The 21175-nt window shown below is 51.2% G+C and carries 18 protein-coding genes; 10 read left to right on the top strand and 8 right to left on the bottom strand.

Features of this window, described 5'->3' with window-relative positions; all coding sequences use genetic code 11:
• From NDA02_RS17695 to NDA02_RS17670, 6 genes are all read left to right on the top strand, one after another.
• Positions 1–489 carry a hypothetical protein gene (locus NDA02_RS17695; RefSeq protein ID WP_190789892.1) on the top strand — a complete coding sequence of 163 codons (489 nt, stop codon included), beginning with the start codon at positions 1–3 and terminating at the stop codon, positions 487–489.
• A 369-nt stretch (positions 490–858) separates the two neighbouring features.
• Entirely contained in the window at positions 859–1455 is a 597-nt protein-coding gene (locus NDA02_RS17690) for an SRPBCC family protein (RefSeq protein WP_347277811.1), read from the top strand.
• Between the two features lie 196 nt (positions 1456–1651).
• The gene (locus tag NDA02_RS17685; RefSeq protein WP_190789901.1) at positions 1652–2713 is read left to right on the top strand and encodes an Mrp/NBP35 family ATP-binding protein; all 1062 of its coding nucleotides are present in this window, start codon (positions 1652–1654) and stop codon (positions 2711–2713) included.
• 39 nt (positions 2714–2752) lie between these two features.
• Positions 2753–4009: a rod shape-determining protein RodA gene (gene rodA / locus NDA02_RS17680; RefSeq protein ID WP_190789893.1), complete on the top strand. Its 1257-nt coding sequence runs from the start codon at positions 2753–2755 to the stop codon at positions 4007–4009.
• A 113-nt stretch (positions 4010–4122) separates the two neighbouring features.
• Positions 4123–4317, top strand: a complete 195-nt coding sequence (locus NDA02_RS17675; protein WP_190789894.1) for an NAD(P)H dehydrogenase subunit NdhS — start codon at positions 4123–4125, stop codon at positions 4315–4317.
• A gap of 75 nt (positions 4318–4392) precedes the next feature.
• Positions 4393–5124 (top strand): HAS-barrel domain-containing protein, encoded by a 732-nt coding sequence (locus NDA02_RS17670; RefSeq protein WP_190789895.1) that lies wholly within the window; start codon positions 4393–4395, stop codon positions 5122–5124.
• Positions 5125–5149: 25 nt separating this feature from the next.
• Here NDA02_RS17670 and NDA02_RS17665 read toward each other — a convergent pair whose 3' ends face one another.
• From NDA02_RS17665 to pdhA, 4 genes are all read right to left on the bottom strand, one after another.
• Positions 5150–5845 carry a DUF922 domain-containing Zn-dependent protease gene (locus NDA02_RS17665; RefSeq protein ID WP_190789896.1) on the bottom strand — a complete coding sequence of 232 codons (696 nt, stop codon included), beginning with the start codon at positions 5843–5845 and terminating at the stop codon, positions 5150–5152.
• 436 nt (positions 5846–6281) lie between these two features.
• A complete protein-coding gene (locus NDA02_RS17660; protein WP_347277812.1) occupies positions 6282–6461 on the bottom strand; it encodes a replication restart DNA helicase PriA in 180 nt (59 codons plus the stop codon).
• A 1071-nt stretch (positions 6462–7532) separates the two neighbouring features.
• On the bottom strand, positions 7533–7793 hold the full coding sequence (locus tag NDA02_RS17655; protein ID WP_190789897.1) for a chlororespiratory reduction protein 7: 261 nt from the start codon (positions 7791–7793) through the stop codon (positions 7533–7535).
• 27 nt (positions 7794–7820) lie between these two features.
• A complete protein-coding gene (gene pdhA / locus NDA02_RS17650) occupies positions 7821–8852 on the bottom strand; it encodes a pyruvate dehydrogenase (acetyl-transferring) E1 component subunit alpha (protein WP_190789898.1) in 1032 nt (343 codons plus the stop codon).
• A gap of 1173 nt (positions 8853–10025) precedes the next feature.
• On the opposite strand from pdhA, the gene NDA02_RS17645 reads away from it, so the two are divergent.
• The 4 genes from NDA02_RS17645 (at position 10026) to ppk2 (ending at position 16275) form a co-directional block, all read left to right on the top strand.
• Positions 10026–12536 (top strand): IMS domain-containing protein, encoded by a 2511-nt coding sequence (locus NDA02_RS17645; protein ID WP_348255560.1) that lies wholly within the window; start codon positions 10026–10028, stop codon positions 12534–12536.
• A gap of 32 nt (positions 12537–12568) precedes the next feature.
• Positions 12569–13546 carry an AEC family transporter gene (locus tag NDA02_RS17640; protein WP_348255558.1) on the top strand — a complete coding sequence of 326 codons (978 nt, stop codon included), beginning with the start codon at positions 12569–12571 and terminating at the stop codon, positions 13544–13546.
• Positions 13547–13634: 88 nt separating this feature from the next.
• A complete protein-coding gene (gene gntT, locus NDA02_RS17635) occupies positions 13635–15077 on the top strand; it encodes a guanitoxin biosynthesis MATE family efflux transporter GntT (protein ID WP_348255557.1) in 1443 nt (480 codons plus the stop codon).
• A 370-nt stretch (positions 15078–15447) separates the two neighbouring features.
• Complete coding sequence (gene ppk2, locus NDA02_RS17630; RefSeq protein ID WP_199296308.1) at positions 15448–16275, top strand: polyphosphate kinase 2; 828 nt, start codon at positions 15448–15450, stop codon at positions 16273–16275.
• Between the two features lie 6 nt (positions 16276–16281).
• Here the strand turns inward: ppk2 and NDA02_RS17625 are convergent, their stop codons facing one another.
• From NDA02_RS17625 to NDA02_RS17610, 4 genes are all read right to left on the bottom strand, one after another.
• Complete coding sequence (locus tag NDA02_RS17625; protein ID WP_348255556.1) at positions 16282–18390, bottom strand: bluetail domain-containing putative surface protein; 2109 nt, start codon at positions 18388–18390, stop codon at positions 16282–16284.
• A gap of 268 nt (positions 18391–18658) precedes the next feature.
• Positions 18659–19264: a WcaF family extracellular polysaccharide biosynthesis acetyltransferase gene (locus NDA02_RS17620; RefSeq protein ID WP_348255581.1), complete on the bottom strand. Its 606-nt coding sequence runs from the start codon at positions 19262–19264 to the stop codon at positions 18659–18661.
• A gap of 268 nt (positions 19265–19532) precedes the next feature.
• Positions 19533–20111, bottom strand: a complete 579-nt coding sequence (locus NDA02_RS17615) for a YdcF family protein (protein WP_348255554.1) — start codon at positions 20109–20111, stop codon at positions 19533–19535.
• Between the two features lie 140 nt (positions 20112–20251).
• Positions 20252–21166, bottom strand: a complete 915-nt coding sequence (locus NDA02_RS17610; protein WP_348255552.1) for a class I SAM-dependent methyltransferase — start codon at positions 21164–21166, stop codon at positions 20252–20254.
• Positions 21167–21175 lie beyond the last annotated feature (9 nt).

Genomic DNA, 21175 nt, shown 5'->3' with positions numbered 1-21175 from the left:
ATGTCCCTCTCCTTTTTTAATGCTGCTCAGGAACTCACCTACCGCAAGGTGCAGGACTATCTCACCAGTTCCGCCCTGTTCAAAGACCAGATGCAGGTTTCCGCTCATGAGCCATTCTTTTACTTAACCTACGGTTCGGCAAAAATCGTGATCGAGGTGCTGGCATGGGAAGTGCATCCGTGGGAAATGCGAGAACTAGCGATCGTGCGTGCCTGGAGCTGGGTCACGATCGAAACCCAGATTACATCAGAGCTGATGCACTATTTGCTCACTGAAAATTCTCGAATGCGCTTTGGGGCGTTTCAGTTAGGCAAGGGTGGCGAGGTGCTGTTTGGCAACAGTGTGCTGGGCGGCGAGAATATGGATTTGATGGAGCTGCAAACCTGTATTTTATCGGTGGTGACGATCGCTGACACCTATGACGATTGGATTGTGGAACGGTTTGGCGGCAAGCGAGCAACCCACTACTCGATGAATGAAATTGCTTAAAACTGGAAAATAGAGCGGTCATGCTTGTGGCGTAGATGTCCTCGCGGCTCTTACAGATCTTAAAATTCTCCAAACTTAAGCTCCCCAAAGTTAACTCCCCTAAAGTCGATCGATTGAGGGGCAATGCGATTGAGCGGGCAATCTTCGATCGCTGCGACTCCTCAAACCGCCACTCCTATAGAAAAGTGCTTTAGCTCTGTATCAAATATTTCATTTGACAAACTCGCCGTACTGATTTAACGACCTGGACTACAATAGAAGGTCTTATGTCTTAGACGATCGATGCGTCGGTCAGGTTTTGATCTGCTGCCCGACCCCCGACCGAAAGACGATTACTGCAATCAGGCAGAGCTTCGAGGAGGACGAGCAATGTTAGGCTTCTGGTCTCGACGGATACGCTGGAACTTTGATAATCTTCCTCCTCTCGCGGAAACCTATCAGGCGGTTAGTTCTGCTTCAGTAGACGACCTGTGGCAGAAGGTGGTGAATTTAGCCGATGTCTCGTGGCATCCCCTGATCGCCCGCACTAACGTTCCGCAGGGGCTGATTCCTAAACCGGGATTGATTTATCAGGCAGTGAGCCGTCTCAGCCCGTTTCCAATTCAGATTTTTGTGGAGCGGGTGTCGCCGATGGAACTGCTAAGCGTTCGAATTTTGGCGCTTCCGGGAGTTGAAGAGCGGGTGACGTATCGCGTTGAGTCTACGCTGTGCGGCACAAAGGTTTCCTACTCGGTGACGCTGCGCGGCTGGCTTTCGCCGATCGTCTGGTCAATCATTCGCCCTTATGCTGCTAAAGTTGCCCGTGAGCTGGCACTTGCGGCTGAGCAGGATTTGATAGAAGCAGACAATCCGGTTTCCAAGCGGCGCAAGCTCGATTATCCCGATGTGTTTGCGGGTCTGCTACTATGGCAAATCGGCTTTCAGGTGATAACCTGGCTCGATCGCTGTCCGCGTATTCTGGGTTAAGTCTGGGATGAAGCTTGAGAAAACCGAATCGTTGCTTTCGGGCAGGCTGCTTTGATTCAGGCGAACTGATTCAGGCAAAGCAAACGGTAGAATGGACGTTGAACATTTTGCCCTTATTTTCTTTTGCTTCAAGTTTTACCTTTCGTTTTGTCCTGTCGCCTGGTCGATCGCCAGAGTTGAGAACGCGATGCCCACAATGCTAGAAACAAGTGCCATTCTGGACGTGCTGCGCCCCGTGCAAGACCCGGAACTGCGAAAAAGCCTGGTCGAACTGAATATGATTCGCAATGTTCGGGTCGAGGGAAGTAAGGTCAGCTTTACCCTGGTGCTGACGACTCCGGCTTGTCCGCTGCGCGAGTTCATTGTCGAAGACTGCCAGAAAGCGGTGAAGACCCTGCCCGGTGTAGAGTCAGTTGAGGTGGAAGTGACCGCAGAAACGCCTCAGCAAAAATCCCTGCCCGATCGCACTGGAATTGCAGGCGTGAAGAATATTATTGCCGTGTCGAGCGGTAAAGGTGGCGTGGGCAAAAGCACAGTAGCGGTGAATATTGCCGTCTCGCTGGCACAGGCAGGCGCAAAAGTGGGGCTGATCGACGCAGATATCTATGGTCCCAACGCGCCAACAATGCTGGGGTTAGCCGATGCAAAAATTGTGGTGCACCAGGGCAGTAACGGAGAAGTGCTGGAGCCTGCGTTTAACTATGGCGTGAAGCTCGTTTCGATGGGCTTTTTGATCGACCCGGATCAGCCTGTAGTCTGGCGTGGTCCGATGCTGAATGGCATTATTCGCCAGTTTCTCTATCAAGTGCAGTGGGGTGACCTGGATTATCTCATTGTCGATTTGCCGCCCGGAACCGGAGACGCGCAGTTGACCCTAGCGCAGGCTGTGCCGATGGCAGGAGCCGTGATCGTCACCACACCCCAAACCGTTGCTTTGCTCGATGCCCGTCGCGGTCTGCGGATGTTCCAGCAGCTTCAGGTTCCGATTCTGGGCATTGTGGAAAATATGAGCTACTTTGTGCCGCCTGATCTACCCGATCGCCAATACGATATCTTCGGCTCCGGCGGCGGTGAGAAAACTGCCAAAGAATTGGGCTTGCCGCTGCTAGGCTGTATTCCGCTGGAGCTTCCGGTACGAGAAGGGGGCGATCGAGGCGTTCCCATCGTGGTGAATGATCCAGAGTCTCCTTCTGCTAAAGCGATTACGGCGATCGCTCAGCAGGTTGCCGCCAGAGTTTCCGTCGCTGCCCTGGCATAAGCTATTCTGTCTTAAGCGCAGTTTTTCCCCAATTTGCCCATGCTTTATCGCTCCCTTAGCCGCATTAGCTGGAAAGCTTTGATACAGCCCTGGCAGGAAGTCGATTGGCTACTGTTTTTGCTGGCAATCGGCATGACGGCGCTCGGAGGCATTGCCATTCGCAGTACTGAACTGCATCAGGGATTTTCCACCTGGTGGCAGCACTGGATCACGGGCGGCATTGGTTTGGTAATGGCACTGTTCATCGCCCGATCGCGCTATGAAAATTTGCTTCAGTGGCAATGGATTATCTACGCAATCACAAATCTTTCGCTGCTGATCGTAATTTTTATTGGAACCACGGCAAATGGAGCACAAAGCTGGGTGACGATCGGCAACTTCAACCTTCAGCCGTCGGAATTTGCCAAAGTAGGCGTGATCATTACGCTGGCAGCAACCCTGAACGAGCGCGGTGCGCCCACGATTCCGATCGTGCTGAAGACGCTGGTAATTACCGCAGTTCCCTGGGTGCTGATTATGCTTCAGCCTGACCTGGGAACGGGACTGGTGTTTGGCGCAATCACGCTGGGAATGCTTTACTGGGGCAATGCGAATCCGGGTTGGCTAGTGCTGCTGATTTCTCCGATCGTCTCTGCAATTTTGTTTGGCATTTTCCTGCCGAGCTGGTTTTTCTGGATCGGGCTGGTGCTGTATCTCGGCTGGCGCACACTGCCCTGGGCATTGTGGGGGTCGATCGGGGTGGGCGTAGTGAATCTGATTGCGGGGGGACTGGGAAATTTTGCCTGGACGAATTTACTGAAGGAATATCAGCGCGATCGGCTGGCACTGTTTCTCAATCCCGATAAAGACCCGCTTGGCGGCGGCTATCACCTGATTCAGTCGCGGATTGCGATCGGAGCAGGGCAAATGTTGGGGCGCGGCATCAATCAGGGCACTCAAACCCAGCTCAATTTCATTCCCGAACAGCATACCGACTTTATCTTCTCGGCAATCGGCGAAGAAATGGGCTTTGTCGGCTGTGTGGTCGTGCTGGCGGTGTTCTGGCTCATTTGTCTGCGGCTGGTAATTATTGCCCAAAACGCTAAAGATAATTTTGGTTCGCTGCTAGCGATCGGGGTGCTGTCGATGATTGTCTTTCAGGTGTTGGTGAATATTGGCATGACGATTGGATTGGCTCCCGTAACAGGCATTCCTTTACCCTGGCTTAGCTATGGGCGATCGGCGTTGCTCACTAACTTTATCGCGCTGGGGATTGTGGAATCAGTGAATAACTATCGTCATCGGCTCAAGTTTTAGCATCATTCAAACTGCAAACAGCAATCATCAAGGATTTCTATTGCGGTTTCTCTTCTGCATTCGTGCGGGAATGATCTAAGCTAATATCAGTTCACTTTACCGATGATTCACTTATGATTCTGCCGGGAGCTGCAGTTCGCGTTAAAAACGTCGACGATATCTATTACGGCTATCAAGGCTTGGTTCAGCGTGTAGGCGATGGCAAGGTGGCTGTGCTGTTTGAAGGCGGCAACTGGGATAAACTTGTCACCTTTAAACTGGCTGATATCGAAGCGATCGATGCTAAAGCCGGACGCGCCAAGAAATAATCTCCGCATCGCCTGATCGCCTCACTCTTCTATCCGCTCACCTTCTTTCCCCTAACCTGATCGCACATTCCTCCTATGCGGCTGCCTCTGCCTCAATTCAGCTCTCAAAGCCGTCACCCTGGCTATTTCGCCGAAGTGATCGAGACGGCAACGACTGAATTTCTAGCGCAGTGCCTTGAACCGGAAGACCTCAGCTTTGCAGTGATGCCGCCCTTCGGAAGCTGGGTCAAGGCAAAAGATGAAGAGTCTGGAAATGTGGTTTATGCCGTGGTTTATCATGCCACGACCAGCCCGATCGACTCGGTGCATCGTGCCAGAGCGTTAGGACTCTCGCTGCAAGACCTGCGAGAACAGCAGCCGCAGATTTTCGCCATGCTCAAAACCGAGTTTCGGGCAGCGATCGTCGGCTTTCAGTCCGGTAGAGGAAGCCATGCCGCCAGGGATGGAACCGGAAACGGAACCAGGAATGGGAACGTCAAAAACGGGAACGGCAGGAAAAACGGCAGCAGCCTGAGCGAAACGATTTATCAGCATTTGCCGCCTCGTCCACCGCAAATTCATCAGGCAGTTTACTACTGCGACTCTGAAGAAATTTTGCGCTTCAGCGAACAGCTTGATTTTCTGCGAACGCTGCTTCAGGTGACAGGCGCACCCGTCGATGGTTTAACGGCAGCCGCAATCCGAGAAATTTACCGACTGCGGCAAGCCGATCGCCAATGGCTCGTTCAGGCAGGACGAATGCTGAGCATTCTGCTGAAGGATGACTACGATCGGCTTCGCATTATCTTGAGCCAGATTTATATCTAGAATTTATATCTAGAAGCGGTGACCCTTAAAGGGAGGCATTCGGGGCAGTCTGAGCATCTGCATGAATGAGCGGGAAAACGGCTCCCTGAGTTCTGCCGTGCCCCGTGGCGCGATCGTATGCGATATCCTGGCGGTTATAAACCGCAATAACCTGATCAGCCGCTTCTTTGGCAGCCTTTTCAAGCTCGCGGCAGTTCGGATATTCAGGAAGCTGGCGCAACACTTGCAGCACGGACTGAGCCGCAGCAACGCCGTTCTTTTTGTGCCCCTCTTCGTGCAGTTGCAGGGCAGTCATGTAGTGATTCCATTCCGTTCGCAGCCCAGATGATACATAGTGGGAACCCTTCCATCGCGGCAGCGTGAAGACGACATCGACTTGAGTACTAATCGATCGAGCCACGCAGTTTTTGCCATTCCGGGCAAAGCGAATGTTCCACTGAACGTTCCAATTGGTCAGGGCATCGAACGAGCGTCCCTCAGCATCACTCACAGGGCTTCGCCGAAGCATTTGCGATCGCAGCTCGGCAGCCGTTGTTCCTGCGATCGGATAAAAGTGATAGCGGATATCGACCGGAAGGTGGCTTTCAGAGGATGGAGCTGGAGAAGGCGATAAACTCGGCAGAAGGGAATCTGTGAGTGACGATGGGAGAACGGCTGGAGGAGGTGAAATGGTTGCCAGGGCAGAACTAGTGCGGAACAGGGTAAACCATGAACCAGACAACCAATCGGAAAAAGAGGGAACACGAACGAAGGAGACTGCAATAAGCGTAGAGAGAAACAGAAGAGCAAATCGACGCAGCACAGCTAGCAATCCTGTTAAGGCAATATTCCTTTAGGAGGATGCCCATATTACAGAACTAAGCTTTCGGCTTCTTAACAATTCGAAGCAAATTACTCAGAAACACCAGGAGCAGGCGCAGCAGCGCGTTCAGCCTTAACAAGAAGCAAAAAAAGAGGGTAGCTGTGACCCCCTTTGAACTCCACTGTGAGATTAAACTTGCTTAGGATTAATCAATTTTCTAGCGATTTTTTCTAATTGTTCTTAAGCTTGTTCCAGCTTTTAGACGATTGCCCGACTCGCACTTTGAGTTCGACTATTAAGTTCAGCTTCTAAATTCAGCTTTCGAGTTCAGTTAGAGTTATCCACTATCAATAGATTAGGAACAAATTGAAATTCCAGGAGCATAAGCTTCTATAACATTTCCTGTACGTGAACAGGTAATCAAAAGATAGTCACAGGTCGGACATTGAGTTTGGATCAGCTGCTGGTTGACTAGATAAAGCCTTTCGCCAGGGCTACCGCAGTTTGGGCATCGAATTGATTGCGATAGCGGAATCATTTGAGTTTCTGTACTCTGCGCTTCTTTGGCTTCAGTTTCTTTCGCTGAGAACGAACTAAAAGAACAATTAATCACAGCCTCTTTAAACCTATTGATTGAATTGACAGTAACTCGATCAAAAATCAGAAAAAACAATAAATTCGATCGCTTAAAATTTTCAAGTCTAAACCTTAACGGTGAGAAACCTGACTTAAAGTTGCTTAAGTAAAGACAGCGTTCAATTCTTTTATTATGTCAAAATTAGCAGAGAACAACCATAGAAAATCGTTTCTTTAAGACGGGGATCGCTCTCCAGCTAACTGATCCCCACTTTATAAGGATCTCAGGGTACAGCCATCTATCCAAAGACAGTTGCTCATCTTCTACCGGAAAAGATTTCATTTCTTCTGGTTTTTTTTAGTAAATCTTTATAATTCAATCCCTTTCTGAGAGCGATCGAATTTGTTGAAACAGTCTTAGTAAAACACTGTTTTGTCGATACAAATTTAATTTTTAGATAAAGATTCTCAAAAAATCAGGAGAGCAAGCCCAATTGCGATCGTAATCCTTCTGAATCTTGGCTCGATCAAAATGCAATTCCAGTGATTAAAACTCTATGAAATAGAAAATTGTGATTTGGCGCAGTTGCTAATTCTAAAAATCGTGATGTTGATCAATAGGAACGATCAAGTTACTGTAGCTTTCGTAACAACGTCCCCCTGTTCAATGTTGCTGGAAGCAGGAGCTGGGCAACGAGGAGCAATCCATTAACAAACGCGGGATGCTCCCTGTTTTGTTAGAAGGGGTTTGAGCAGCCGCAAAGGTTATATATCCCCCTATATTTTCGTTGGAGAGCTTTGAGAACCTTCAAGAGCCCTCGGTTTCCCTCAGCACTGGGGGTTAAGGGGGGGAAGTTTGGAATCTTCCAGGCAAACGTTTTACGTCTGCATCCTACCCCGAAGCTTGGTGGATCCGGGGATAAAGACGACGGAGATAGAAGTTGGGTTAACGGCTTAAAGCAAGCGGATTGGCGGCGAGATTAGACAACGCACCTGCTTTAATCTATTACTGGGTGGCAAGAGCATTCTGCTACTTTTCGAGTCGAACGGCGTACCACTGAAGGTACTCGCCTGGATTCATATCCAGCGCGCAGGCAGTTTCCATCAGATATTTTGTCTGCTCATCCAGGTGGGTGAACTGCTGCACATCGCGGGGTAGGTTATCCTGGCGATCGTTCAGCACTGCTTTTAATCGGTCGAACAGTTCCGCAGCCGTGAGGATTTGCTCTGGCTGGTTGGGTTCCAGCAGCACGTAGTAATCCTCGCTGCTGTACATGATTGGGTCAGCCATAGGAGTCAGGCGCAGGTAAGAGGCAAATTACTCGTCTTCTGCAAACACATAGCGGTAGAGTTCGCTGGCTTCTGGCTCAGGGCTATCCTGAGCAAACTTAACCGCATCCTCAATGACGGCTTGAATCTGTCGATCGATCGCCTTTAGCTCTTCTGCGGTTGCCAAATTTTTCTCAGTCAGGTGACCTGCCAGTTTTTTGATTGGGTCACGGGCAAGCCAGGCTTCTTTTTCGGCTTTCGATCGCAATTCGTCTGGATCTGCCAGCGAATGACCCCGGAAGCGGTAGGTGAGACACTCGATCAACGTTGGACCTTCTCCGGCACGGGCACGCTCGATCGCCTCTAGCGCAACCGTTCGCACGGCTAAAACATCCATTCCGTCTACTTCGATTCCTGGCATCCCAAACACGCTGGCTTTCTTGTAAATTTCTGGCTGAGAGGTTGCCCGCTCATGCGCCATGCCGATCGCCCATTTATTGTTTTCCACCACAAACAGAATCGGCAGTTTCCAGAGGGCTGCCATATTGAGACACTCGAAAAACTGCCCGTTGTTGCTAGTTCCGTCTCCAAAGAAAGCTGCCGTCACTTGGTTTGCCGTTTCGTCGCCCATTGTTTCTCGGCGATACTTGCTCTGGAACGCAGCTCCTAACGCAACCGGAATTCCCTCTCCAATAAAGGCATAGCCGCCCAGTAGCCGATGCTCCGCCGAAAACAGGTGCATGGAGCCACCCCGTCCTTTGCTGCATCCGGTCACTTTGCCAAACAGTTCTGCCATGACCTCACGGGCAGGGACTCCGGCACTCAAGGCATGAACGTGATCGCGGTAGGTGCTGCACACATAATCCTCACCGGGGTGCATCGTACGAATTACACCTGTGGAAATGGCTTCCTGCCCGTTGTACAGGTGGACAAATCCAAACATTTTTCCCCGGTAGTACATTTCAGCGCACTTGTCTTCAAAGGTGCGCCCCAAGACCATATCTTCATAGATCGCCAGCCCCTCTTCACGGGTTACGGGCGCGATCGAGGGCAAAGTGGGAATTGTCCGTTCCTGAATCATTAGATGTGCCGTTTCCTTCAGCGACAGTGTACTGCTTGTGGGTAATTTGATTGGGGGTACTTGGGTCGTCGATCCTTATCGTAAATACTCACTTGTCGTAAATACTTATCGTAAGTGCTTGTCGTAGATCCTTTATAACTGCGGAGCTATAAGGGCTGAGCCTCAGTTCGCCTGCGTTAGGCTTGAACCCTGATCGCCTGCTCCAAGGCTGCAAATTGTTTGGGAATCTCATGAGCTAACCGAGAGCAACATGGCCAAGCTCAACATTATATAGCTCACATTTATTAAGAATAATCTGCTTGCTGTCGCTCTTGCAAAATTGGGGCAGCCTCCTTTAGAGGGTCGGAGATAAACAGGGTCAGAGATAATCAGCCGCAGATCATCCTAGCCCAATTTAGGGACAAAAAGGCGGAACTAGGCAGCAAAAGGCGATCGAACTCTGCTCGCTTCCTTCTGAACGCTATTTTTCACTAAACCAAATTCTGCACCAAACCAAATATAGATAAAATTCTGCGCGAGAAGTCGTACAGTTAGGGTCGTGCACTACGGACATCGCTGGGTGTAATCTAGATCACTTATAGAGATCCATACCATTCCTGACTAATCTGAGACTGGGATCAGGTACAATCTGCAAACTTCGACCATTCAAGCTAAATTTGAATCTTACGTTTTCCTGATAATCGTTGTCATTGTCTAGCAGAACGATCGAAAGTTAGCCTCTGTCTTAAGAATGATTTAAGACCATATCGAGGCCAGCTGGCTCGAAATTACTTCCCTAATGACGTTTGTTTGAGACTGAGAAAAGAGCCAACCGTGAAACCCTAGGGGTTCTCATTTTTTGTGTATTAGAGGTTACACCTGAGGAGTGTCGCAAAACGATCGCTTTCGACAGAGCGAGTTCGGATATAATTGCTCTCTATTTGGCTCTCTCGATTCGGCCTGAGTTCAGGCTTCTAAGAAGCTGATGTTACGAAGAGGACTTTTTTATCTATGCTGAGGGATGAATTTTAGTAAACGTTGATTTGGCTAATTGCCTTGGTCATCCCGACCGAGTTAGCAGAGAATTCCTTAGAAGGGCTTCTATCCGTGCGGAAGTTCGGTGAATGCCATTGATACAAACTGACGCGATAGCAAATTTGTGTGTTAGATGAACGACTTGCAGGGGAGGAGACGGTGCGAATTCCTCTAGATTATTATCGGATTCTAGGATTACCGATACAGGCAACTGCGGAGCAGCTTCAGCAGGCTCATCGCGATCGATCCCTTCAGCTTCCTCCTCGACGAGAATTTTCAGAGGCGGCGGTTGCGGCTCGACGGCAGTTGATTGACGAAGCGTATGCTGTCCTTTCTGATCCGGTGCAGCGGCAGGAATACGATGCGGGTTTCCTCGCCAAATCCTATGAGCTGCTGGAGGTTGGGCGATTATCTCCGGGGGGAGCTGCAGAGCAATCGGGGGGGGCGATCGATGAGCATAACCTCGGCAGTTCGATCAACGGCAGCTATCGTCCTGGTGATCCAGATCTCGGTATTGATCTCTATACCCCCTGTATTGAGATTGACGAAGCTCAGTTTGTGGGCGTGTTGCTGATTTTGCTGGAGTTGGGCGAGTACGAGCTGATTTTAAAGCTGGGTCGTCCCTATGTGATCGGCGGCAATCGCAGCCTCAAACAGGGGCAATTTGGCGACCCCGACATCATTAGCACAGATATTTTGCTCGCGGTCGCGCTTGCCTGCCTGGAACTGGGACGAGAGCAGTGGAACCAGGGGCAGTACGAAAACGCGGCGGAATCGCTAGATACGGGGCGAGAACTGCTGCTGCGTGAAGGAGTGTTTGCTCAGATACGGGGCGAAATGCAGGCAGAGCTCTATAAGCTGCGCCCGTATCGAATTCTAGAGCTACTTGCTTTGCCGGAAAGCCATGTGGCTGAACGACGGCAGGGGCTTACGCTGCTGCAAGAGATGCTGCACGATCGCGGCGGGATCGACGGCGAAGGAGCAGACCAATCTGGACTCAACACCGACGATTTTCTGCGCTTTATGCAGCAGTTGCGAAGCTATCTCACTTCTGCGGAACAGCAGGCTCTTTTTGAAGTTGAGGCACGTCGCCCTTCTCCGGTTGCTACTTATCTGGCAGTTTATGCGTTGGTGGCAAGAGGCTTTGCAGAGGGGCAGCCCGCCCTGGTGCGCCGGGCAAAAACCATGCTGATACGGCTTGGTATCCGTCAAGATGTCCATTTGGAGCAGGCAGTTTGCGCGCTGCTGCTGGGGCAAACCGAAGAGGCGAGTCGGGCACTAGAGCTAAGCCAGGAATACGAATCCCTTGCCTTTATTCGCGACCACTCGCAGGGTTCCCCCGATTTGCTGCCCGGACTGTGCCTTTACAGTGAACGCTGGCTGCAAAACGAAGTCTTTCCCCACTTTCGGGATCTTGCCCGCAAACAAGCCTCGCTGAAAGAGTATTTTGCAGATGAGGATGTGCAGGCGTATTTAGAGGAATTGCCCAACGAACCCGAACTCAGCTCACCCTGGTCTGGTGGAACGTCCTATCGCGAATCTCCATCCCCTGGAGAAACTGGCACATTGCTGCGAAACCAATCCGATCGCAGTTCCTCGGCAGTAACCATGCCCAATCGTGGAGCCAGCGACTCCGAAGTCGCCCCAGCCGAGCGGTTTACATCCCGTCCAAAACCGTACGAAGAACAAAACGGGGCAAGAACAAACGGCACAGGTCGCCCCACTCGTTTTGTCGATCCAAACCCCCTGCCTGCTGTCGGCAATCACTCCGGTGGGGGATCAGCTTCGTCTCGGACTCGCCAAGACCCATCCGAAGAACCGATCGCAGCACCAATTGCCCCACCCTCGCGCCGACCTGCAGCCCGAAAAGGGCTACGTCTGGATCGGCTTGTGTTTCTGGCAGCGATCGGCTTGCTGAGTCTGACGGTGCTGGCGTTCCTGATCAGCCGTTTGTTTGCCGGACAAAATGATCCCGCACCCGCAACGACCGATCCTTCTCCCGCTGCAACTGTTCAATCGAATGCCGCGCCAGCCGCTTCCCAGTCAAGTCCGCAGTCGTCAGCCGCAGGGGTTACCGAACCGCTCACCGAAACGACGGCTGAAACGGTGCTTCAGTCCTGGCTAACGGCAAAAGCAGCTGCAATGGGCAATCAGCATCAAACTGGTGCCCTTGCTGACATCCTTGCGAATCCCCTGCTGTCTCAGTGGCAAACGCGATCGGAAAAAGCAAAGACAGAAAACTGGTACTGGCAGTATGAGCATCCCAATGTGGAAATTGTCTCTGTTACAAAGGAAAGTGGAACTGTGAACAGTTCGGCAGGGGATAATTCGACTACTGGGGCGACTTCGAGCACGGCTTCCTCTGATTCCACTTCTGATTCAGCCAGTTCCGGGACAAGTTCTGGGACAAGTTCTGGGACAAGTTCCGGGGCGAGTCCGACAGCATCGGGCAGTCCGGCAGGCAGTTCAGACCGTGCTGCGAGTTCTGCCGCCTTCAATTCGGGCGATGAACGGGCGCAGGTAGAGGCGATCGTGACCGAGCGGGGCGATTTGTTTGTGAATGGTCAGATTGACCAAAGCTCTTCCTATGAAGACAGCATTCGCGCCCGCTATAACTTAGTCCGAAGCCAGGGACAGTGGCGAATTGAGGCAATAGACGTTCTAGAATAGAGCAGCCTTTCTGCCCTCCAACCTGATCCCCAATGACAGATGCTTTGCTTCAGTCCTATCTGCCGCTTTTTGCTTGGACAGGGCTGGGGCTGATTTTTTCAGGATCGTTGCCCGCTTCTCTGCCGCGATTGCTAGGACGTAGCCTTTATTGGGTCGGCGTTCCCCTCGAAATTCTGGCACTGGCAAGACAAACCAATTTTGCAGCAGAAGTCGGACTAGCTCCGCTCCTGATAATCGCCACGTTGCTAAGCGGCTTTACGATCGCCTGGCTCGTCCTTCAGGCGATGCAGTCCCGCTTGCAGTTCCAATCGGTTGCGGCAGGTCTGACCGCAGAAAATTGCAGTGCAGTTCAACCCTTTTGCCCTGCCGAGCGCGGCAGTTTTTTGATCGCTTCAGTCCTGGGTAACACGAGCTTTGTGGGCTTAGCGATCGCCCCCGCCTTTGTCGGTGCAGATTATTGGGGCTGGTTAGTGTCCTACTGCGTGACGCAAAACGTGATTGGAACCTATGGCACGGGCGTATTTTTAGCTAGCTACTACGGACGGCAGGCAGATCATCCCCAAGTCAAGGAACTGATCAAAGATGTGCTCACTGTTCCGTCACTGTGGGCATTTCTTCTCGGATACAGCACTCAATCCATCCCCCTGCCCGCAATCATGGAATCTGGGTTGCATGGCTCGATCGCCTTTGTGATTCCGGCGGCGTTGCTGCTGATGGGAACGCGGCTGCGACAGCTTCAGGGCTGGAAGAGTCTGAAAATTGCAATCGTGCCAATGTTACTTAAGACGATCGCCCTGCCAGGACTGCTCGGACTCGTGACTCATTTTTTGGCACTGCCACAGCCTGCCCAGCTTGCCCTGGTTTTAATGGCAGGAATGCCCAGTGCCTTTGCCGGACTGATTTTGGCAGAAGAATATGAAATTGATCGATCGCTGATTGCCAGTAGCATTGTGCTCACGACCGGAAGCTGTCTCTTGCTGATTCCTTTGTGGCTCTGGCTGTTTGGCTAAAAAATCTTCACACTTCGTCCAATTTCGACTTGTTTTTTAAACCAAATTAAGAGTAGAACGAGAACAACACCTTCGCAGAGCTTCATCAATGCCTCGTTCTTCTCCGACGGTCGATTCTGCTGCCGATCCGCCTGCCGTTTCGCTTTCCCCAGAGCAATCCGGCGATCGGGGAAATTCTTTCGGGTTAGCTCTGGCATCGATTGATTTTTTGCCGCGCTTTCTGCGACTGGCGACAATCAACGTTCTTTCCAATTTGATGGTTCCTTTGTCGGGGCTGATCAGTGTCGCGTTTTTGGGGCATCTCAACGACATTCGCTACCTGACGGGCGTAATGCTGGCAACTGTTCTGTTTAATACGATTTATCGCACGCTCAGCTTTTTGCGAATGAGCACGACGGGCATGACGGCGCAGGCTGTGGGGCGAAACGATCGATCCGCCATGCTGCTCACGGGAATGCGAAATGGCTTGCTGGCGATGGGGCTGGGCGGCCTGATTCTGCTGCTTCAGCATCCGCTGCGAGATATCGGCTTTCGCTTGCTGAATGCGGCTCCAGAAGTGGGGGCGGCGGGGCAGGCGTATTACGATGCGCGGATCTGGGCGGCTCCCGTGACGCTGCTGAATTTTGTGATCATCGGCTGGCTGCTGGGACAGGAAAAGGGCGAGGCAAAGCAGTTTCCTTTCTGGCGAAATCGGGTGCTGCTGCTGTCGATCGTCGGAAATGGCGTGAATATTCTGCTGGACTACTGGCTGATTGTGCGGTGGGGCTGGCAGAGCGCGGGGGCAGGCTGGGCAACGGCGATCGGTCAACTGGCAATGGCGATCGTGGGGCTTGTGATGGTGGGGCGATCGGTGAAATGGCAGGAAATTCGATCGCTGGCTCCAGAGATTTTTAACTGGAAAGAATTCAGACAAACGCTAACGCTGAACAGTAATTTACTGATTCGCACCTTTACGTTGCTCTGTGCTTTCTTGCTGTTTGCCAGCCTTAGTTCTGCACTGGGAACCACCGTGCTGGCAGAAAACGCGCTGCTACTGCAAATCGTGACGCTGACCGCCTACTTTGTCGATGGCTTTGCTTATGCCACCGAAAGCCTAGCCGGAATGTTTCATGGAGAAGGGCGACGCGATCGGCTTCTGCCCTTAGCCACGCTAGCGGGTTGCGTTAGCTTCGTGTTTGCATTAGCGATTGCATTGATTTGCATTTGTTTTCCTCATTCTGTCTTTCATCTCTTTACCAATAGTGCAGCCGTTCTAGCAGGTATCCACGAGTTTGTCGTCTGGCTATTACCTGTACTTGGCTGTGGCTCGATTGCCTTTATGCTCGATGGATACTTTGCCGGACTTACTGCAGGCGCTACCCTTCGCAACACCGCTTTGATCGCAACCCTGTTAGGATTTGTCCCGGTTGCAATCATTGCCTGGAATGCCCGAAGTTCAACGCTGCTCTGGCTGGCAATGGCTCTTTTTATGGCAATACGAGCAGGATTATTGGCAGTGCGGGTTCCGGCAACGACGCGATTAGAAAGCTAGCGTTTGCTAACCTTTAACTAACCCAATCTGTTTCTCAAATGGGCTTGTCAAGTATCCTTGTTTTCTCTGGAGTGGTTTAAAGTCCTCGCAGCCCTGTAAACCACTATCGATAGGCAACTGCTTACATCGAGGCTACTATGCAACATAAAGATTTTCAGCCAACTAGGTCTCATGCTTGTAAGTAAGGAGATATTCTGGTGATGACAAAGTGATCGAAAAACATTTTGTGATTGGGTAGAGGTGAAAATAAACCGTGAAAGCGAAGAAAGAGGGCAAGAAAACAAAACAGACTGATCATAAAAAGAATAAAAACAAGAAGGAATTAAAAGATACGATCGCGCAAGCTAACGGAACAGGCAATGCAGAACACCTGCTCGAACCGTCGATTGATCGAACAGAAATTTCATCCAACCATCGATCGCAAAAACTCTCGCGCCAATTTTACGAGCAGGAGCTAACTCGCCTACAAACAGAGCTAGTGAAGCTTCAATATTGGGTCAAGCATCAGGGACTCAGAGTGGTGATTTTGTTTGAGGGTAGGGATGCAGCAGGCAAAGGAGGCGCAATCAAGCGAATCATTGAATGTCTAAATCCGAGAGGTTGTCGGGTCGTTGCATTGGGTAAACCGTCAGACATAGAGCGAACCAAATGGTACTTTCAACGCTATGTTGCCCATTTACCCTCGGCGGGCGAAATTGTTTTGTTCGATCGAAGCTGGTATAACCGTGCTGGAGTCGAGCACGTGATGGGCTTTTGCACCGAAGCAGAATATCAAGAATTTATGCAGTCCTGTCCAGAGTTTGAGCAAATGCTAGTCCGCTCTGGCATTATCTTGCTGAAATACTGGTTTTCGGTGAGCGACGAAGAACAGGAACGTCGCTTTCAGGAACGAGTCAAAGACCCGGCAAAGCGATGGAAGCTCAGCCCGATGGATATTGAAGCCCGCGATCGCTGGGAAGACTATTCCAGAGCAAAAGACGCCATGCTCGCCCATACCAACATTCCAGAAGCCCCCTGGTTCACCGTGGAAGCCGACGACAAAAAACGATCGCGCCTCAACTTGATGCACCACATTTTGAGCAAAATTTCCTACGAAGACATTACGCCCCCCGCGCTAGAATTGCCGCCCCGCCGCTCAGGAGAAAACTATGTGCGTCTGCCCCTGAACGAGCAGTTTTTTGTGCCGCAGGTTTATTAGTCGCGATCAGGCAAAGTAGCTGTCGGTTGCCAAAACTCCTGCCCGAATATCTGCTTTTGGGATTTGTATTCCGGTAACATTCAGCAGCAAGTCTCGATTTGGGGCAAAGCCAGAAGATCGATCGTTTACCGCCAGATAAGTTCGTCCTTGCCACTGCAAAAAGACCGCTTCATTGGCTTGCAGCTTTTGCTGACCTCGCCGCTGTGGAATTTTGTCTCGATAAGCCGTGCTCACCCCACTTGCAAGAGAACTGCCGCCAACCCGACCTGCGTAAAAGACAGCAACAGGCGCATCGCCCACCCCATCATCATCTCGATCGATCAGGATTCGATCGCCCTCGTTCACTTTCCAGTCCGTGATCTGATCGGTTGCTTTTAGAGTTGATTGCCGGAAAACCAGTGCCTCGCTGCTACCTGCAAAAACAAAGTAATCTGCGCCTGCGTTGCCGGTGAGCCGATCGCCCCCTCGACTTCCCATCAGCAAATCATCGCCTGCCCCTCCCGTCAAACTATCTTGACTGGAACTGCCAATCAGAAAATCATTTGCATCCGTACCAGCCAGCTTGAGCACACGACCTGTTGCCCATTCCACCGCACCAATATCCGGTTTACCGCTGCGTCCAATGCCTCGCTGATCGATCGCAGGAATGTTTGTTCCTGTCGCCCCCTCGATTGCAGGACTGCCCTTTAGAAGCATCTGAACTGGACTTAAACCGCCACTACCCCCTTGTAAGGGAGCCAGTTTTGGGTCAACAACACGGGCATTTGCCGTAATCAATTTGTCATTGGGCGAGACAGGAGCCGGAAACTGGATATTATTGCCGCCGTCGATAAGCTGCCAGCCCGTTTGTGAGTTTATCTTCCAGGGATTGCTTGTGCTGTTGTACGCCACGATCGCATTACTCAGCGTGACTGCCGTCTGATTTGTCCAGAAAGCACCGCCCCCAAAACCTGCATAGTTATTAGCGATCGTCACATTCGTAAAATTGACAGGATAGCCGCGATCGTTTGCTAGGCTGACCGCACCACCTAATCCCTGCGCTTTGCCATTGTCTGCCCGATTTCCAGAAATTGTGCTGTTAGCTACGGTGACAGGCGATTTTCCCCCAATCCACATCCCGCCGCCTTGATCGAGCGCAGTATTGTTGGCGATCGTTGTATTCCGAACGGTGAGTTCTCCGTTACCGTGACGCAGCCCGCCACCAAGCGAGTCTCCCCCGGCTCCGCGACTGACGGAATTACCAAGAATAGAACAGTTTTCAACGATCGCCTTGTCCTGTCCGTAGAGCCACAGCATCACCCCGCCACCCTGCGCTGCTCCACGATTGCCCTCAATCCGGCTATTGCGAATTGTAATCGTACGACCGGGTGCACCCGGAACATTTTGCGCTGTAGCAGGATCAGCTCCGTCTACATAAATGGCTCCTCCATAGCCGATCGTGCCCGCCTTCACGCCCCCCGGAGTCGAATCATTGTTGCGAAAGGTGCAGTTTTCAACGAGTAGCTGTGTGAGTAGATTGTTGATTGCTCCACCGTTGCTGCCTCGATTATTGGTAAAGCTGCTGCCCCGAACCGTTAGCGTCCCACCGCTCGATGTGGCAATTGCCCCGCCACCCCGCTCTTCAATTGCTCCTGATCCATCATTTTCATTGAAGCGGCTATTGATAATTCGGGTCGTCGATCGATAGCCCGTCCAGATGCCGCCTGCATAGGAAGCTACGTTGCGGTTGATCTGGCATCGGATAATGTTCAGGGTGCTATCCATCCCGGTTTTAATGCCTGCCCCTGCCCCTGTTTCATCATCGCGACCCGTCAGCCGTCCATTTGCCAGAATCAAGTGCTTGAGCGTAACACTGGTTCGTTCGCCTGTTTTGAGAACGCGACTGGCATTGTTGCCGCTAATCGTTACACCGGGCGCAGCAGAGCCATCAATTGTCAAATCTTTTTTGATTTCGAGCTGTCCACTGGTAAGAGCGATCGTCTGTCCCTTGAGGCTGGGCGCAAAGCGAATCGTAGCTCCGGATTGGGCTGAGGCGATCGCCGATCGAAGTGAACCTGCTCCAGAATCGGCTGTCGTCGTAACGAGAATTGCTGCTGTGGGTGAAGACTTTGCCATAACGTACCTCTTACTTGGAAAGGAGGTAGACACATCCCGTCTCTGCAAATTCCAAGCTGAAGTTGAAATTGTTGCAGTCGGAGTAGGGCTGCTCTTTCAAACTGCCCTGTCTTCACCTTTCCCAAGATCAGTCGAATTGAATCATGGCTATGGTTCAATTGATGTTTCAATTAGGGATAAAGTAGGTTACGGATCAGTGCCAACACTAAGCATTTACGTTTAACCTAGCCTGGCTTACCGCAGTGATGGCTGGTTGCTTCTGCTTACCTCAAGCCTCATGCACTTCGATCGCAGTTTTTTCCCCAGAAGGCACCTTCTTTAGTCCCGCAACAGATTTCATTTTCCGCACTTTGATTGGCTGAGCTGGATTACCAGAATAGATGGTCATTGGCTCTAGCGATCGTCCAGTTACGCCGCCCAACCCCAGCACTGCTCCTTTCCCCACCGTTACGCCTGGACCAATGATCGCCCGCGCCGCAATCCAGCTTGATTCCGCGATATGAATGGGGGCAATTTTCAGTTCAAACTGGGGATGGCTCCAGTCGTGATTTCCCGTACACAAATAAACGCTTTGCGAAATACACACATGACTGTCGATCGTAATGGGTGCAAGATTATCAATCCAGGCATCTTCTCCCAGCCATACATAATCGCCGATCGACAACCGCCACGGAAACTTCACTCGCACCCCCGGCTTGATCCGCACGCCTTGACCCATCTGTGCTCCAAAGCCACGCAAGATCCAAACCTTGATCGCTGACATCGGTAACCAGTAGCTTTGCACTAGGGGCGAACCGATGAAATACCACAATAGCTGTTTCCAATACGGTGCGCCGGGGGTATAGGAACCGACTGTGTAGCGATCGAGTTGCATCATTACAGAAGAAGGAATAAACAAAAGAGCTATTAATATTAATCAGCAACAATTAGAGAAATCAGCAATAAAAAACGATCGCATTCCAGAGAGAGGAGGGCGATCACGTTATGCTAATTAAGTAATAAGTTAGGGAATGAAGAATATTGCAGGAATATTGGACTAGGACGAGCTAAAATTTCGTCCAAAATTGGAGAGTTAGGAGGTAGTTTAGGTCTTAGTGATCTCTTTAAACCTCCTCTCAATCGCCTGCAATTTCCTTTATCCTTTATCTTTCAATGATGCTCGACTGAACTCTGTCCTGAATCTCGTGCAGCGTTGCACCTGTCCTTCCCGTCATTATCCACAAAACCGATCGCCCCACATCTCGCCAGATGCGCGCAGATGATTCTCTAGCTCGAGCGGACGGTACAACCACTGGAGTAAACGTAATCCCTCGGCTGCCCAGCACAATTGTCGCGATCGCTTTTGCCCTGGGCATGTGAAAATCCGAGGTGACGACATAGACATGCTGAATTTGACGCTGCTCGAAATCTGACACCAGCGTCGTGAAATTGGTTACGGTATCTATCGCTCGATAATCGAGGTGAAGGCGATCGTCTGGAATGCCTGCCGCTCGAAAAATGGCTTGTGATTTCTGGCGAGTTTCCCCTGTCGAAACCCAGACATCTAGCGATGGGTAATGGCGGGCAAGCTGAGCCGCTGCCGCTTCTCGACTCGGATCTCCGCCCAGCGTCAGAATCACCTGAGGACGTGGAGCCTGGTGGGCAGCAACCGCCAGCCGGACTGGAATCATGAGCAGCACGATCGCCAGCAGCGCCGCTAAGCTGATAGATGCCCACCGCACAAGTTTGAACCAACCCTTTTTCAAAATCAACGGTCTAGCGATTCGCTACAAGTCATCCTCCATCTTCTTGCATATTTTACTGTGATGGAAACGTTTTAGCGAACTGTCTGCAATGCGAAGCCGTTTCTTCAATAGTTGCCTCAGTGGGGCAATTGCTCGGGTAATCGTTGTGCCACACACATCATGACTAATGCGCCCTCGGTCAAATTGGGATTACGACCGCTCAGCCGTTGTGCCATGCCAATATTCCAAGCCTGCTTACCTCGTTCACCCTGCAAAATTTCAGCACCAACCTTCAGGTTATGAGGATACAGGTTCACCGAAAAGCCCAATGGTTCCAGGATGTCTCGAAAAAATGCTTCAGTCACCCCATCTCCCGGTAAATGATGCACTTCAGTTGACTGACACCAATATTGCTCCTCTGCCGTCGCGTGTCCGCCGCGCTTTAGCAAACGATAGATGGGCAGGCGTAGCTTCCAGATCGCATGGGCAATCCAGTTATTCCGCCACATGGTTTGCTGCAAATCCTGATCGGTTACGAGCATTCCGCCCGGACGTACCAGACGCGCTGCCTCAGCCAGCATTTTTTCCATGTCGTCGCAGTGGTGCAAGGCAGCATTCAAAACCACTAGATCGGCAAATCCTGACTTCAGAGGCAAATTCTGAGCATCTGCTAAAATCGGTACGTAGCCGAGCTCCTGAGCGATCGCCAGCCCCCCTTCTGAGACATCGACCCCCAACAGCAGTTTTGGCTGACCGACTCGATCGCGCAGTGAAGCATAGACATTGCCGGGAGCACAGCCGATATCAACCACAATCTTATCTTGCCAACTGCCAGTGACGGCGAACCAGCGATCCTGAAACTCCTGATCTCGATGGACGACTGCCAGATAGTTTCTTGCCCACTCCGGATGTCCAAAGTAGCGGCTGTTGGCAAGCAGGCTATGGGAAGGATTTTGAATCGGAAAGGTGAGAATATTATTTTTCCATGTCGCAGTCTTGAGAGAATCTGGCGCAATGTAGGTTATCGCCAACGGTGCCAATTGATCAAGCATTAGGGTTCA

This window comes from Leptolyngbya sp. ST-U4 (assembly GCF_039962215.1).
GTDB lineage: Bacteria > Cyanobacteriota > Cyanobacteriia > Elainellales > Elainellaceae > Leptolyngbya_A.
Note: the sequence above shows the minus strand (reverse complement) of the source record. Positions and strands in the feature narration are given on the sequence as shown.

What these genes read in the sequence shown, in the direction of transcription:
- NDA02_RS17690 (WP_347277811.1), top strand. Translation starts at nt 859, where the DNA reads ATGTTAGGCTTCTGGTCTCGACGGATACGCTGGAACTTTGATAATCTT.
- NDA02_RS17620 (WP_348255581.1), bottom strand. Translation starts at nt 19,264, where the DNA reads ATGCAACTCGATCGCTACACAGTCGGTTCCTATACCCCCGGCGCACCG.
- NDA02_RS17695 (WP_190789892.1), top strand. Translation starts at nt 1, where the DNA reads ATGTCCCTCTCCTTTTTTAATGCTGCTCAGGAACTCACCTACCGCAAG.
- NDA02_RS17625 (WP_348255556.1), bottom strand. Translation starts at nt 18,390, where the DNA reads ATGGCAAAGTCTTCACCCACAGCAGCAATTCTCGTTACGACGACAGCC.
- gntT (WP_348255557.1), top strand. Translation starts at nt 13,635, where the DNA reads ATGCCTCGTTCTTCTCCGACGGTCGATTCTGCTGCCGATCCGCCTGCC.
- NDA02_RS17610 (WP_348255552.1), bottom strand. Translation starts at nt 21,166, where the DNA reads ATGCTTGATCAATTGGCACCGTTGGCGATAACCTACATTGCGCCAGAT.
- NDA02_RS17640 (WP_348255558.1), top strand. Translation starts at nt 12,569, where the DNA reads ATGACAGATGCTTTGCTTCAGTCCTATCTGCCGCTTTTTGCTTGGACA.
- NDA02_RS17685 (WP_190789901.1), top strand. Translation starts at nt 1,652, where the DNA reads ATGCTAGAAACAAGTGCCATTCTGGACGTGCTGCGCCCCGTGCAAGAC.
- rodA (WP_190789893.1), top strand. Translation starts at nt 2,753, where the DNA reads ATGCTTTATCGCTCCCTTAGCCGCATTAGCTGGAAAGCTTTGATACAG.
- NDA02_RS17670 (WP_190789895.1), top strand. Translation starts at nt 4,393, where the DNA reads ATGCGGCTGCCTCTGCCTCAATTCAGCTCTCAAAGCCGTCACCCTGGC.
- NDA02_RS17675 (WP_190789894.1), top strand. Translation starts at nt 4,123, where the DNA reads ATGATTCTGCCGGGAGCTGCAGTTCGCGTTAAAAACGTCGACGATATC.
- pdhA (WP_190789898.1), bottom strand. Translation starts at nt 8,852, where the DNA reads ATGATTCAGGAACGGACAATTCCCACTTTGCCCTCGATCGCGCCCGTA.
- NDA02_RS17655 (WP_190789897.1), bottom strand. Translation starts at nt 7,793, where the DNA reads ATGGCTGACCCAATCATGTACAGCAGCGAGGATTACTACGTGCTGCTG.